The following is a 15,570-nucleotide window of genomic DNA, read 5'->3' on the forward strand; positions in this document are numbered from 1 at the left end:
CTACTCGTCATACGGCGCACAACAATCTTGGTGTTAGTACTCACTTGTACGAGTTACCTCATAAAAAGGGCTGTTCTGATAAACAGCCCTTTTCGTTAGCTAAAGCATAAAACTTATTTTTTGTTTGTCAGTTTGGCGATAGCTTCACGATAGCACAATTCAAGTCTTTCTCGACTATCCGCTGTTGTGTGTAGGTCATGCAAGCGACCATTGTTGATACCGTAAACCCAACCATGGATCATCACTTTTTGCCCGCGTTTCCAAGCTGACTGCATAATGGTTGAATGACCAAGGTTATAAACTTGCTCAACAACGTTTAGTTCACATAACCGATTTAAACGTTCACAAGGTTTTAGTTCACCGAGCATCGAGCTATGTCGGTACCAAATATCACGGATATGCAGTAGCCAGTTATTGATTAAGCCAAGCTCTGTATTGTCAACAGCAGCCTCAATACCACCACATCCATAGTGGCCGCAGATGATAATATGCTCAACCTGAAGAACATCAACAGCGTATTGGATGACCGATAAGCAGTTTAGGTCAGTGTGAATAACTAAGTTAGCAACATTACGGTGAACGAAAAGATCACCTGGCGCCGCATTAATTAATTTTTCAGCAGGTACTCGGCTGTCTGAACACCCTATCCATAAGAATCTTGGCTTTTGAGCTTTAGATAACTCTTTAAAGAATTCAGGATTTTTTTCATTTACAGAAGCTGACCATGCTTCGTTGTTAGCAAACAGCTCTTCAATTTTTCTCATCATGACGTATAGCCTAGTTGTGTTACTTTACGGTAAAATCTTATACAACATTTATTTATTAATTAATATTCAGTTATATTAATTTTTACATTCCTATGATGCATATTTCATTCTGATTAGACAATATTGATATAGCTAACCAATTGAATTAGCTAGCATATACCTATTTTCTCTTTTCTGCATAACAGTGATCAGGAAAAAATGGCATCATAGTATTATATTGCTCCTAAACCTACCCAAGAATAAAGGTGTTTTTTAAATATGACTTACGCACTTGAGTTATCGCAGCTAACCAAAACCTATTCCGGTGGGGTGAAAGCCTTACGAGGGATTGACCTAAGCGTAGAAGATGGTGACTTTTATGCGTTACTTGGCCCTAATGGCGCGGGTAAGTCCACCACAATAGGAATCATTAGCTCATTGGTCAATAAAACGAGTGGGTCTGTTAAGGTTTTTGGTTATGATTTAGACAAACAAGTCGTGCAAGCCAAACAACAACTAGGATTGGTTCCTCAAGAATTTAATTTTAACCCTTTCGAATCGGTGTTACAGATAGTATTGAATCAAGCTGGCTATTACGGTGTTCCTCGTGCAGTCGCGCATCAACGTGCCCAAACATACCTAACTCAGCTGGATTTATGGGAAAAACGTAATGAGCGTGCTCGTAATTTATCAGGGGGGATGAAACGCCGCTTAATGATTGCACGAGCTTTGATGCATGAACCTAAGTTATTAATTTTAGATGAACCTACAGCAGGGGTCGATATTGAATTACGTCGCTCTATGTGGAGTTTTTTGAAAAAGCTTAATGCTCAAGGTACGACGATTATTTTGACGACACATTATCTTGAAGAAGCTGAAATGCTTTGCCGCAATATCGGCATTATTCAACACGGCGAACTGGTTGAGAACACCAGTATGAAGCAGTTATTAAGTCAGTTGGAATCAGAAACGTTTATTTTTGATTTGGGAACGAGAAGCCCAATACCTGATCTGAAGGGATATGAGACGCGTTTACTGGATACATCCACTTTAGAAGTGGATGTCAAAAGAGAGCAAGGGCTTAACGGCGTATTTAGCCAGCTTAATGAACAAGGTGTGGAAATTTTGAGCATGCGCAATAAAGCCAATCGATTGGAAGAACTTTTTGTGAATTTAGTCAAAAAAGACAGTGATGCTACGCATATGGAGGAAGCACAATGATTTCTCTGTATTGGGTTGCATTAAAAACTATTTGGATAAAAGAGGTGACCCGTTTTGGTCGCATATGGGTACAAACGTTATTACCGCCAGTCATTACCATGTCTCTCTATTTTGTTATTTTTGGGAACCTGATCGGTTCGCGAATTGGTGATATGGGCGGGGTGGACTATATGCAGTTTATTGTCCCCGGTTTGATTATGATGGCCGTAATCACCAATTCCTACTCCAATGTTTGTTCCTCGTTTTTTGGTTCTAAGTTCCAGAAAAATATTGAAGAATTGCTTGTTGCACCTGTACCAACGCATGTCATTATTGCGGGATTTGTCGGGGGAGGCGTCGCTCGTGGTATTTTAGTTGGATTATTGGTGACTATCGTTTCGCTATTTTTTATCCCTCTACAAGTGCATTCTTGGGGAATGGTCGTCATCACGTTGCTATTAACGGCAATAGTTTTCTCACTTGCAGGCTTATTGAATGCTATTTTTGCGAAAACATTTGATGATATTAGTATCGTTCCTACGTTTGTGTTGACGCCGTTAACCTATTTAGGGGGGGTCTTCTATTCGCTTTCATTATTGCCGCCGTTTTGGCAGGCCGTATCAAAATTAAACCCAATTGTTTATATGATTAGTGGCTTTAGGTACGGTTTTTTAGGCATTGCGGATGTATCAATTGCTGTGACATTAGGCGTGTTGCTGGTCTTTTTGATTGTTTTTTATGCGCTGACTTGGTATTTAATTGAACAGGGTCGCGGCTTAAGAAGCTAATAACATCGTTTTATTCTATAAAAATTCAATAATACAGCCTCCTAATAGTTGAGAATCAATTGTTTGGAGGCTTGTTTTTTGTACACTACTCGATATTTAAAGCCCTATTTATCGCTGTGTGAATGTTGATATTTAACCAAAACCAATGACTGTTAAATATACACAGAAAATTTTAAGTGTTTTTACTTATTTAATCTCTCTCAAAAATAGTGCCCTACAGAAATAATAACATCCATTAATAAGAAAAATAAAAATAATGATGCATTGGCTATGTGTGTTCAAATGTAACGAACAAAAAAATTAGAAGAATTTAAATATTAAATTTAAGTTTATTTTCGAGCTAACAAAAATTATTTCCCATAAAAAACTTTTGATTATATTGGCTTTTATTTTTTTTTGTGAATTATTGCATCTAAAATATCTCTTTTGTTGGTGTAATATAGGGTAATATTGCGTTACATTTATGTATTTTTAGATAATATAGATTACGATGGTTGTGATGGATTATTTGTTTGTGTATTTGTCATTTTCAGGGGGTTAATTTTTATTGTTGTGTTTTGATTTTTGTTTTGCTGGTGTTTTATGGTGACTTATTGCAAATGTTTATTTTTATCGGATAAGCTGGATTTTCAATATAAATTGAATATACTCCATTTAGGTGTTTAGGTATGAAAATAACTTCATTAAACTATGTAATTTCATAGTTATATGGCAATAAAAACTAAGATAATAAATTATATATTTTAGGAGTCATCAAGATGAAACTAAATAAAGTCTTATTAGTTACTTCAGCTATTACTATGTCCTTATTTGTCGGTGCTGTAAATGCCGATGTTACCGATGGTAAAGAAACCGGAACTATTCATTTTAAGGGGCAATTTGTTGATTCTACTTGCTCGATCGAAACAAATAATGAAAATTCTAATGAAGGAACTGTACAATTAGGTACGTGGCTTGTTAGCAATCTGCAAAATGCAAATGAGACAACAACACCAACAAAATTTGTGATCGCATTGAATGGCTGCCCTGATGTCATTAAAAAAGCCAAAATCACTTTCTCTGGTACAGCTAACGCAACAAACCCTAGCTTATATAAAACGACAACAGATGTAGGCGCTGGAATTGGTATTACCCATAATGAGAGTGATACAGCGTATATTACTCCTGGTGAGCCAGCGGGTGAAATTGAACTTACTGGTGCAAGTAATAGTGGAGAAAAAGCGTACTACGCGCGTTATGTCACAACAGAGGCCGCTAAAGCGGGCGCAGCTAACGCAGATGTTACTGTCACTATTTCCTATAACCAATAATGCAAGATGAATAGCCATTATTAATGTGGGAGATTGTTCCCACATTAATTTAACCATGTCGAATAAGCATTAACGGAGTTAGGTTGGTTTTCCGCTAACCATTGAGTAAATTTACTCCGTATTTATAGGATATGTTATGTTTAAAATAGTAATATCAGCGGTTGTTGCATTTTTTTTGATGATGACGCAAGCATATGCAAGTGTTGTTCTTGGTGGTACCCGCGTTATTTATGATGCAAACAGCAAAGAAGCTTCAATTTCTGTACGTAATAATGACAAACGCCCTTACTTGATCCAATCATGGATTGATAACTTTGAGGGACAAAATCAAGCCAAATTACCTTTTGTAATAACACCACCATTATTTCGTATCGAACCAGAATCAACTAACTCTTTGCGGATTGTCTATACAGGCAAAGATCTTCCCGAAGATAGAGAGTCTATTTTTTGGCTAAATGTAAAATCCATTCCCCCAACGGATCCAAAAGCAAAAAATAACTTAACTATTTCAATTAACAATAGAATTAAATTAATTTATCGCCCTAAATCTTTATTTAACTCAGACGCCGAAAACGCCTATAAAAAAGTCACATTTGAAAGAAATGGCAATATGTTAGTGGGCAAAAATCCAACACCTTATTATGTGTCTTTCAGTGATTTGCAGGTAGGAAATAAGTCTATCAATGAACCCGCGATGCTTCCTCCTATGGGTGAACAATCATGGAATATTTCCGGTGCACAAGGTAATAAAGTTATGTGGAAGGCAGTGTCTGATGCGGGCGCTATTACCGACAGCCAAGAGCAAACACTAAAATAATAAAAACCATATCAGGTATGGAATTTTGCCACTATGCTAATTTTTAGAGAAAAAGCGTTAATACAACAAAATTTAGTATCCATATTTGAATTTAGAAAGATGAATCCTCATTTGTTTGGCAAATTTATCGCGAGCTTAACAATACCGGTGAGTGTGGTATTTGTCTCGGGAGCTTTTGCTGATGACTACTTCAGCCCGCATTCATTAACCCCTGTTAATGGACAAGATGTTGCTGAATTACAAAGCTTAGAGCAATTCTCGACACCGGGTGGGCAGAAGGCAGGGGAATATCATGTCGATATCATACTAAATGGGCTGAAAGTCGGCTCTGAATCCCTTATGTTTATTAATAATGGGGAAAATCACAAACTCGTCCCTGTTTTAACTAAAAGTGAACTAGAAAATTGGGGGGTGGATGTAAAACATATCGCTAGTTTTGATAAATTATCAGATGATCAGCCCATTGATGATATTTCTCATTATATACCAGATGCTTATACACGGCTTCAATTAACCCAGCAGAAGCTGATGATATCTGTTCCGCAAATAGCGATGAGCAAAAAAGCGTCAGGTACGGTTGATCCTAGCTTATGGAATGATGGTATTCCTGCACTGGTACTGAGCTATTTCTATCGAGGCTCTAATACATGGTATAAATCCTCCAGTGCGGACAGCGCTTCCCATTATGTTAATTTACGTAGTGGGCTAAATATTGGTCCTTGGCGTTTAAAAAATTATTCGACCTATTCTTATCAGGATAATCGAAGCCAATGGCAAAATATCGAAACCTATCTTGAACGTGGTATTAATTCAATAAAATCCCAATTAACGATTGGGGATACCTCAACACCGAGTGATATATTTGATGGTTTTCAATTTCGCGGGATAAAACTGGCCTCTGATGAATCAATGATCCCCAGCTCATTGCGTGGTTTTGCGCCGATAATTAGGGGAATAGCACAAAGCAATGCTGAAGTGACCATCAAACAAAATGACTACATTATTTACCAATCCTATGTATCACCAGGCCCATTTGAAATTAATGACCTTTACTCAACGGGAACCAGTGGCGACTTAACCGTGACAGTCAAAGAAGCGGATGGCAGTGAACGCTCGTTTGTTGTTCCCTTTTCCTCTCTCGCGATTATGCAACGTGAAGGGCAATTTAAATATTCGGTAACTGGGGGGAAATTTAAACAAAATAGTAGTAGCAAAGAACCTAATTTTGCGCAAATGACGGCTATTTATGGTTTACCAAAAGGGGTCACAGCTTACGGTGGTGGACTGTTTTCAGACGATTATCAATCATACGCAGCGGGTTTGGGGTTAAATTTAGGCTATGTAGGCGCGTTATCAGCAGATGTTACTCAAGCAAAAACAAAATTTTCACAATTTAATCATCAACGAAAAACGGGGCAGTCATACCGTTTTCAATATACTAAAAATATGTTGTCGACAGGTACAACATTAACTTTTGCGGGTTACCGTTATTCAACTGAGGGTTTTTATACTTTCTCAGAGGCCAATTCAAACAATTATAATGACCGCCTGTATAACAAAAAAAATCGTTATCAAGCCATGATTAACCAAAGTTTAGGGGACTATGGTAATATTTATGCCTCTGCTTACCAGCAGGATTTTTGGAATCAACGAGGGCAAGAGCGTACGGTAAATACAGGCTATAGCAATAGCCACAAAGGTTATTTATACACATTTAACTATAGTTACTCGGATTTTGCAGGCAATAACAAAGCTGATCATCAATTTGTCTTTTCCTTAAGTATACCTCTTAGTGGATCTGCTTTTGGTGATAGCATGCTAAATATGTCTATGAGTAGTAATAACCATGGCGATAGCAATTATATGGCCGGTTTAAGCGGCTCATTGTTAGAAGATAAGAACCTAAACTATTCCGTTCAGCAGTCGTATGGTAATCGTAACCAGCGAGCCCAAGGTAATGCATCATTGTCCTATAAAAGTGGTTATGGGATAGCGAATGCCGGTTATAGTTATGACCGATTTTCACAGCGCGCTAATTACGGTTTAAATGGCGCCATTGTTGTACATTCTGACGGCGTGACATTATCACAACCTATTTATGACTCGTTCGCTATTGTTAAAGCGCCAGGAGCAGAAGGCGTTAAAATTCAAAATAAAACAGGGATTCGTACCGATAGTCGTGGCTATGCGATCGTCCCTTATTTAAATGCCTACGCACAGAATGAAATTTCATTAGATACAACCTCATTACCGGATAATGTTGACCTACAAAAAAATTCAGCCACGCTAATACCGACAAAAGGTGCGGCTATGCTAGCAGAGTTTAAAACTTACACAGGATATCGGATTTTATTCAATGTTTCCTATCATGCTAGAGCGATTCCTTTTGGTTCAGTTGGGCAATTAGTTTCGGATCACCCTGAAATCAGTAGTAGTGGCATTGTTGGCGATAATGGCGATATTTATCTAAGTGGCATGCCAGAAAAAGGGAAAATCCATATTAAATGGGGGAATCATTCTAACGAGCAATGTACAGCACATTACCAATTGAATGACAAAGAAAAGCAAATGCCAGTCGCATCATTACAGATAATATGTGAATAAAGGGAAACTAATGCATAGATTAATTTCAAAAACACCATTTATCCTGTTTGTGCTGGGATTGCTATTTAGCTGCATGAATATGGCTAGGGCCTCAGATATAAGTCCAGACATCGACATACCAGATTCTAAATTATCTTTTGGTACTGCGGAAGCTGAAATGGCATCAGGAGAAATAATCGGTGAAGGGTGGCAAATCTACTCAGGAATAGCCTGTGACAGTAATCTAAATAATCCTAATGAGAGAGAAAACTTCGAATATTTTATGATACGTGATGGCTCTTCACGAGAGACTGGGCTAACGATAAATTATGATGGCGTGTCATTTCCTGTTTATGCGAGTACTGTTAAAGGAATTGGTTATGCATGGGGGTTTAGGGAAGAAGGCCAACGGAAATGGCAACCCCTCTTACATGGTACTAATGGCCTTAAATATGAAATACATAAGCCGAGCCCTAGATTAAATCTTGAAATTGCTTATGCGCGGGTGAGAGTTGACGGTATTCCCCCTCTTGGAAAGACAAACATTACTCGAGATGCTCGAGCATTTATCCAATGTTATAAAATGGATAACAAAAATATCATTTACTATGGTTATGTCAGTAATGGTTATACTGATTTGACATCAACAGCCTCTACTTGCGAGATTGATACGAGACGATTAAATGTTGACTTGGGTGAACATGACCTTAACGAAGTTAATAAATTATCTACGGGATCACATTTTGGATCAGCGGAAGAAAATGTTGATATGAGATGTAATGCGGGTATTCGGGTGTATGTTTCTATTGGCGAATATGGACGAACCCCGAGTATAGGCCGAGATGTCATTGAGTTAACTGATAATTCTAATTCTCCCGGTTATGGCGTGCAGGTTTTTCATAGGGATGATCCTACGCCATTAAAAATTGGTGGGGACAGCAATGTGATTGGCAAATACCATCGATTTTTATTTCGCTCCGAACAAGGAAATAAGCTTTATAGCGTTCCCTTTATTTTTAAATATATAAAAACAGCTAATACCGTCAAACCTAGTTCTGGAAATGCGGCATTAACAATGACGTTTGTCTATGATTAAGGACCTGATGTCATGAAACAGCGCGATAAATTGATACGTTATTTTCTGACCATGTCGCTGCTTTCCTGCATGGTCAATCATGCCACGGCAATGGTGAATATTCATTATAAAGGGAGTATTAAATACTCCACTTGTGGCATTAAAACACAGAATATCAATGTTGATTTGGGCACATGGTTAACGAAAAGCCAAAATGGTTTTGGCAGTGCACAAAATACCCAATCAGATTGGGTTGAATTTACACTTGATTTTGAGTGCCCTGACTCAATGAGTCTATTGAATGGCCAATTTCAAGGTGCTTCAGAGTCCAGTGGAAAATATTTATCTCTCGATAAAGGTAATGGTTATTCGACAGGAGCAGCGATTGAAATACAAAGTTATGAAAATGCGTCTCATCGCTGGGTCAATCGAAATATCAATACGCTTTATAACTTCATGAAAAATGAAGCGGTTAATAAAGGTAATACGTCGTTAAAGGTTAGGGCGCGTTATGTTCAAACCCATACTAAGCTTACACAAGGTAAGGCTAATGCGTCGGTTACCTTTGTCGTACAGGCAAATTAATATGGCGATAAAAAAAATACTCGGTATTGCGTTGGTCGGCTTGTTGGGACTGACACTCAATCAAGCGTATGGATATCACACACTAGTGAATATTACAGGTTCAGTCAAAGCAGCCACCTGTGATCTTACCTCAAAGGAAAGTGAAGATATTAAATTAGGGGATATTTATCTCAGTTCAACAGGATTTGGTGGCAATATTGGTTCTACCAGTGAAAAAAAAGATTGGTCGATTACGTTGAAATGCCCAAGTGATATTCCGGTGATTTTTATACCTGAAGGGAATAGCTATTTAGGGCATTCAAGTGTACTTGCTCTCAACGCAGAAAGCGGCAGTGCGACGGGAGTCGGTATAGAGACTGAATATTTTACAGAAAGTGGTAACTGGAAAGTATTAGAGCTAAACAAACGAAATGAAATCATCAAAACGGTTAAGAAGGATGGTGATATTGCGATTTTAATGCGTGGCTATTATAAGCAAATGGAAGAGAAAGTGACCTCAGGTAGCGCGAATGCATCGATGACAATCGACATTGTTTATCAATAACCATGTATTTGATGATGACGATTCAAGCCAAGATAAAGTTTGTGACGCTTATCTTGGTTTTTGTTTTTGGGGTTCACTACAATCATTTGCTGTCGTAATGCGACTGTCAATAATCGTTATTATTAAGGTTACTTAAAGTAAGTGTAAAAAAATAATACAAAAAAGAGTAAAGGTCAGAATATTTATAAGTACAATCCCATACGACTAACACATTGATATTATTCTATTTTTTCAACCCTACCACTTTATGTTTATTTTTTGATGTTGATCAAAAAATAAAAGTCATTTATAACAATGAATTATAGAGTTCTAAAGTATTTTTTAGAGCATCGTAAATTTACATTTAGAAAAATTTACATAAACTCATCATCATTTCTATCCTATATACTCACTTCACTTGTTACTCATAATGTGGGTTACAAGATTTAATAATATTGATTCTTTTTTTTACTCAAAATGCTTTTGAAATTTATCAATTAAGCTTTAGGAGAGTATTGTCTGATGCGCCCTATTAATTCATTGATAAATGACTAATAGAGTTACATTTACTGATAAGAGTATAAAGGTATATTCATGAAAACATTATCAACGAAAAAAATGATTATGGCTGTTATTGCTTCTGCATTTGCATTTTCAGCTACTGCTACAGCAGCAGAACAAAATGGCACAATTTCATTTAAAGGGCTTATTTATAATGCGACTTGTACCATTAACTTAAACGATAGTTATTCACCGAATGCTGAAGTCAAAATGGGACGTTTTGCAACGAGTGAATTTAGTGATGAAGGTGATGAAGTTGGTGGTACTGGTGGTGATGGTAAATTAAAAGTTGAATTAGTTGATTGCCCAGACCAAGGAACCGTTTCTATTAATTTGACGGGTAATGCAAATCGCTATGATGACACTATTTTAGAATTAGATAATAAAGGTAGTACTAATGTAGCAAAAAATATTGGTATCCGTATTTATCGTGAAGATCAGCCATCTAGAGCTTTAAAAGTCAATGGTAGTAAAAGTGAAGATATCAAAGTGAATGGTTCTAGTTCTGAATGGCGTGGAACTTTCATCGCAAAATATGTTAGTACGGATGATACAGTAGAAGCAGGCCAAGCTAACGCAACATTAAATTATAAAATTACTTATAAATAATTTGCTAACGCAGATTATTAATTATGAATTATTAATCTGCGTTAACTTTTCTATCATGGGGCCTATGTTTATGAAGAAAATAATTTCTGCATTATCGCTATTCTGTGTTTCTATTTCATCAAGTTATGCTGGGTTTGGTTTAGAAACTACTCGTGTGATTTATCATGAAAAAGATAAAAGTGAAGGCGTTGTTGCATTTAATACGGATAAAAATCGGAATTACTTACTTCAATCTTGGGTAGAAGATAAAAAGGGTAATGTAACACAAGATTTCGCGGTAACACCACCATTAGTAAAATTAAGAGCTGAACAAAAAAATACGATTCAGCTAATGAAAGTGTCGACATTACCAAGCGATAAGGAATCATTATATTGGCTTAATGTTAAATTTGTCGCGCCTAGCAGTGAAGATCTAGAACACGTTTTACGTTATTCAATGACAAATAAAATAAAATTAATTTATCGTCCCACAGCATTATCAGATAAAAAAGTAGAAGAGTCAGTAAATGAACTGGCTTGGTATAAAGCGGCATCAGGTATAAAAGTCAACAACCCGACACCTTTTTATATCAATATAGCGAAACTTAAGGTGAATGGTAAAGAAGTTGAAGCACCAAGTTATTTAGAACCTCGTTCTGAAACAACTATAAATATTCCTAAATTAGGTGCAGGTATTCATACAATTTCTCTGAACTATATCAATGATTATGGTAAAGGGTTAGATAGCAGTTATACGATAAAATAATAATCTCAAAAAGCTGAGTAAAGGCCTATGAATCGTTTTTTTTATAAAAAATATCCATGCTCGCCTATTGTTATGGCTGTTTTATTTGCATCATATTCATTAGATATGCGTGCTGCTGATTACTATCCACCTAGCTTATTAAATATAGCAGGAATGGGAACACAGCTCACGAATGAAGACTTGGATGTTTTCAGAGAAAATGATATTTCACCAGGGAAATATCATGTGAAGTTTTTTATTAATAATAATTTAGTTTTTACTAAAGATATCAATTTTGTCATGATGTCTACTGCGAATGGCGGTGAACAGCTAACGCCTTGCTTTAGTTTTTCTGAGTGGGAAAGTTTTGGTATTGATTTCCAGTCACAGATAAAAGATGAGCAGCAATGTTTTAATATTAATGATATTGAATATGTTAGCCATTATCTTGATTTAAATACCAAAGTTTTTTCATTAACTGTTCCTCAGTTAATGATTAATAAACAGCGTATCAAACAAATAGAAGAAGAACAGTGGGATAATGGTATTCCAGCGATATTCGTTAATTATTCATTTTCAGCATTTAACACTTATGAAAATGGCAAAGTTGATGATAATTATTACGGTAATATCCAAAGTAAAGTCAATATAGGTGCGTGGCGTTATCGTAATTATTCAACTTGGTCAAACAATGAGAGAGAAAAAAATAAGTGGAATAGCATCAGTAACACGCTATCAAGAAATATTAATACAATTAAAAGTGAGCTAACACTAGGGAATTTATATACAAACTCACAGCTCTTTGACTCCTTTAAATTTAAAGGGGTTAAGTTAGCGACTGACAGACAAATGGAGTCATACGATTTAACGAACTATGCTCCGAGTGTGAATGGTATTGCCAACTCTGAATCAGTGGTAACCATTGTTCAAAATGGACAGGTTATCTATAAGAAAAGTGTACCAGCAGGACCTTTTGAAATTACTGATTATTACCCAATGAGTAATGGTGGTAATTTGTATGTTACAGTGCAAGAGGCGAGTGGTAACGAAGTGAATTTTATTGTTCCTTTTTCTTCCATTGCGTTTTTAGAAAGAAAAGGAAAGTTAAAATACAGTTTCTCTAGTGGTCAGTATGACGGTAATAACAAAGGTGATGGTCGTTATATTAATGAAGCTGAAGTTTATTATGGGCTGACAGATTTTGTCACAGTTTTTAGTGGTGTATTGTATTCTAAACATTATCAATCTTACGCAATTGGTACGGGTTTTAACTTAGGAAATGTCGGTGCAATTACGACTGATATGGTGCATTCTCGCGCTAATGTTGAAAATAAAACGACATTAAGTGGAAATGCGTTTAGAGTTAATTACTCAAAACGTATTGAAATGACCAATACCAGTTTATCACTGGCCGGTTTTCGTCACTTTGATAACAATTTCTTAAATATTGATGATGCATTCTCTTATGAGAATAAAGACCATGGTAGTTATGATAAATTGAAAAATGAATATACTGCATCATTGTCTCAGCCAATTTTGGGAAGTGCTAGCTCTATCAACTTAAACGCTGTTGTTTATGAATATGCAAGCGGTAATAAACAACAGTCTTATAATGCGGGTTTTAACAGTAATATAGATAAGGTGCATTATAGTGTCTATTACACTTACTCAAAAGGCAGGCAGTTCCAAAATGATAATAAAAGCTCATATAACCTGAGTTTAAATATCAGTGTGCCATTTGATGTATTTGATAATACTGTGTATGTCAATTATGGGGTCTCAACAGATGATCAGCATAGGACATCACAAACGGCACGATTAAATGGAAGCTACGGTGAATCATATCGTGGTACTTGGGATATTTATCAAAGTTACAGTAATAAAGGTGTTGGATATTCAGGTGGATTAAGCAGTTCTTATCGCTCTCCTTATGCGGTGGTGAATGCTGGATATGCTTACAACGATAATAACAAAAACTTTAACTATGGTATTAGCGGATCATTAGTTGGTACGCAATATGGCATGGTGCTAGCCCCGTCAATGCAAGATACGAGTGCGTTGATCTTGACGAAAGATGCCGCTGGGGTTGGTGTCATTAATGGACATTCTGTAGAAACTAACTCATCTGGTTTGGCGGTTGTGCCAGGTATTGCTCCGTATCGTAAAAATACATTAGCGATTGATACGAAAACAATTCCTGAGGATACCGAAATTGAGAATAATATTATTAATAATGTTATTCCGACAAAAGGCGCATTAATACTCGCGGATTTTGAAGCGAAGAAAGGCTACAAGTTATTATTTAAGCTACAGCTTCCAATGAATAAAGAATTACCTGTTGGAGCGAAAGCGGTGACAGAAGACGACGCGACTCATTTAGTTTCTAATTTTAATACGCTGTATTTAGTCGCGGATAAACCAAAAGGCCAAATTAAGGTTAATTGGACAAATGATGGTGTTAATGAATCCTGTACTGTGAATTATAACATCGAAAAGGCTATACCAACGAATGGGCTTTATATGCTTAATTCAGAGTGCCGTTAAAAGGAGCACTAGCAATGAAAAAACAAATACATTTAGGTCGTGTTTTGGTACTGAGCTTAATTTTAATGCTCGTTGGTATAAATAAAAGTTTTTCTGCTCAGGACTGTCTCCCCGGCGGGGATGGACAAGATCATTCAGCAATGCGTGCCACGATTGATATTAAATTGAGTGGCGTGATCAAAAAACATGATGAACTTGGGCGCTACACCTTCGAACGTGAGAGTGGGCGTGGTGGTATTGCTCAGTGCGGGCCTGATTCACAAGTTTATGGTTACGCAACGTATGGTGAAGGTAGCGGTATTTATGCTCGATACTATGGGGATATTGACGGTCGACCTGCTTATCATGTTCACGCGGGTGGACCTGCAAATATTGTTTATGTGTTGATTGATAATAGAACCGGACTCCCTTTTCGTAATCGTCCGGGGCAAGAGTTACCCGTACCTGAAGGGTCATTAATGCCACTTGATGCGACAGTTATTTTCTATGCCGCAAAAGATAATCCAACACCGACTACCTTTACTAACTCAGTGATTGGTTCAGTGTTAATTAAACGTTTTGAGTCAGGTGGTGGGTCAACGAAAGTCGGTTTCACTTATCGATTAAAAGGTAAGGTCGAAAGTGCACCCACATCTTGTTCTGCTCAAAATACCGATTTGACGTTTACATTGCCTCGTTTACCCATAACCGCATTTTCGTCAATAGGCTTTCCTTCTCAGTCATCCGCTGTTGAAGAGAATATCAAAATCGTTTGTACGGGAAATGTTTCAGCGAAGATCAAATTGATAGCTAATAAAACCGAAAGTTATGATGGCAAAGATGCGGTTATTAAGATTGATAATGAAGGGCAGGGGAGTAATGCAAGTGGGATTGGTTACGTGGTGAAATCACCATTAAGTAATGATAATGTTTTGGTTAATCAAACGTTCGTTAAATTAGCGGATTTAGAGAAAGGGGAAACGATGGTTCCTCTGAAGGCGGAATATTATCGTTATAGCCATTCGATAAAAGCGGGGAAAGCGGAAGCAACGGCACAATTTGTTTTGCAGTTTGACTAAGCTAATTTGACCACGATGAAAAAGTATAACCCCCAGTGAGTTTCTCATCGCTGGAGGTTAAAGAGATTAAGCGACTTGTACCGGAACGGCTTTAGCTATGCGGCTCATGACGTTATCGCCGTCAAAATAAGCAACCTTTGGTTTATGTTGGCGCGCATCTTCATCGCTAATACTCACATAAGAGCAGATGATCAGCCTATCACCAACCGCGGCGCGGCGAGCAGCTGCGCCATTGACCGAGATAATTTTAGAGCCTCTTTCCCCAGCGATCGCGTAAGTCGAGAAGCGCTCGCCGTTATCAACATTATAGATATCGATAGCTTCGTATTCGAGGATCCCTGCTGCATCCATAAAGTCTTGATCAATCGCACATGATCCTTCGTAGTGAAGGTCGGCTTGTGTTACTTTGACTCGGTGTAACTTACCTTGTAGCATTTTTCTAAACAT

General features: G+C 37.2%; 14 protein-coding genes. 12 read left to right on the forward strand and 2 right to left on the reverse strand.

The annotated features are described in order from the left end of the window. Nucleotides 1-113: 113 nt before the first annotated feature. Nucleotides 114-767, reverse strand: coding sequence for a carbonate dehydratase (can, locus tag M1F03_RS05605; protein WP_154622715.1), 654 nt, complete (start codon nt 765-767; stop codon nt 114-116). Nucleotides 768-1,025: 258 nt separating this feature from the next. Here can and M1F03_RS05610 point away from each other — a divergent pair, with 258 nt between their 5' ends. The 12 genes from M1F03_RS05610 (at nt 1,026) to M1F03_RS05665 (ending at nt 15,123) form a co-directional block, all read left to right on the forward strand. Continuing rightward, nucleotides 1,026-1,967, forward strand: a complete 942-nt coding sequence (locus M1F03_RS05610; protein ID WP_154622524.1) for an ABC transporter ATP-binding protein — start codon at nt 1,026-1,028, stop codon at nt 1,965-1,967. Further along, complete coding sequence (locus tag M1F03_RS05615; protein ID WP_154622523.1) at nt 1,964-2,734, forward strand: ABC transporter permease; 771 nt, start codon at nt 1,964-1,966, stop codon at nt 2,732-2,734. The genes M1F03_RS05610 and M1F03_RS05615 overlap by 4 nt, the downstream gene beginning before the upstream one ends. Before the next feature lie 758 nt (nt 2,735-3,492). After that, complete coding sequence (locus tag M1F03_RS05620) at nt 3,493-4,044, forward strand: fimbrial protein (protein WP_251463748.1); 552 nt, start codon at nt 3,493-3,495, stop codon at nt 4,042-4,044. A 136-nt stretch (nt 4,045-4,180) separates the two neighbouring features. Continuing rightward, on the forward strand, nt 4,181-4,861 hold the full coding sequence (locus M1F03_RS05625; protein WP_154624219.1) for a molecular chaperone: 681 nt from the start codon (nt 4,181-4,183) through the stop codon (nt 4,859-4,861). Between the two features lie 33 nt (nt 4,862-4,894). Then, nucleotides 4,895-7,465: a fimbria/pilus outer membrane usher protein gene (locus M1F03_RS05630; RefSeq protein WP_251463750.1), complete on the forward strand. Its 2,571-nt coding sequence runs from the start codon at nt 4,895-4,897 to the stop codon at nt 7,463-7,465. A gap of 10 nt (nt 7,466-7,475) precedes the next feature. Further along, nucleotides 7,476-8,540, forward strand: a complete 1,065-nt coding sequence (locus M1F03_RS05635) for a fimbrial protein (protein ID WP_251463752.1) — start codon at nt 7,476-7,478, stop codon at nt 8,538-8,540. A gap of 12 nt (nt 8,541-8,552) precedes the next feature. Continuing rightward, entirely contained in the window at nt 8,553-9,104 is a 552-nt protein-coding gene (locus M1F03_RS05640) for a fimbrial protein (protein WP_251463754.1), read from the forward strand. Between the two features lies 1 nt (nt 9,105). Next, nucleotides 9,106-9,648 carry a fimbrial protein gene (locus M1F03_RS05645; RefSeq protein ID WP_154624215.1) on the forward strand — a complete coding sequence of 181 codons (543 nt, stop codon included), beginning with the start codon at nt 9,106-9,108 and terminating at the stop codon, nt 9,646-9,648. 573 nt (nt 9,649-10,221) lie between these two features. Next, nucleotides 10,222-10,797: a fimbrial protein gene (locus M1F03_RS05650; protein ID WP_154635637.1), complete on the forward strand. Its 576-nt coding sequence runs from the start codon at nt 10,222-10,224 to the stop codon at nt 10,795-10,797. Between the two features lie 70 nt (nt 10,798-10,867). After that, a complete protein-coding gene (locus tag M1F03_RS05655; protein WP_251463756.1) occupies nt 10,868-11,542 on the forward strand; it encodes a molecular chaperone in 675 nt (224 codons plus the stop codon). Between the two features lie 27 nt (nt 11,543-11,569). Then, complete coding sequence (locus M1F03_RS05660) at nt 11,570-14,065, forward strand: fimbria/pilus outer membrane usher protein (RefSeq protein ID WP_251463758.1); 2,496 nt, start codon at nt 11,570-11,572, stop codon at nt 14,063-14,065. 14 nt (nt 14,066-14,079) lie between these two features. Then, entirely contained in the window at nt 14,080-15,123 is a 1,044-nt protein-coding gene (locus tag M1F03_RS05665; protein WP_154622208.1) for a fimbrial protein, read from the forward strand. 66 nt (nt 15,124-15,189) lie between these two features. Here the strand turns inward: M1F03_RS05665 and panD are convergent, their stop codons facing one another. Then, the gene (gene panD, locus M1F03_RS05670) at nt 15,190-15,570 is read right to left on the reverse strand and encodes an aspartate 1-decarboxylase (protein WP_154622207.1); all 381 of its coding nucleotides are present in this window, start codon (nt 15,568-15,570) and stop codon (nt 15,190-15,192) included.

Source organism: Providencia sp. PROV080 (assembly GCF_033688105.1).
GTDB lineage: Bacteria > Pseudomonadota > Gammaproteobacteria > Enterobacterales > Enterobacteriaceae > Providencia > Providencia zhejiangensis.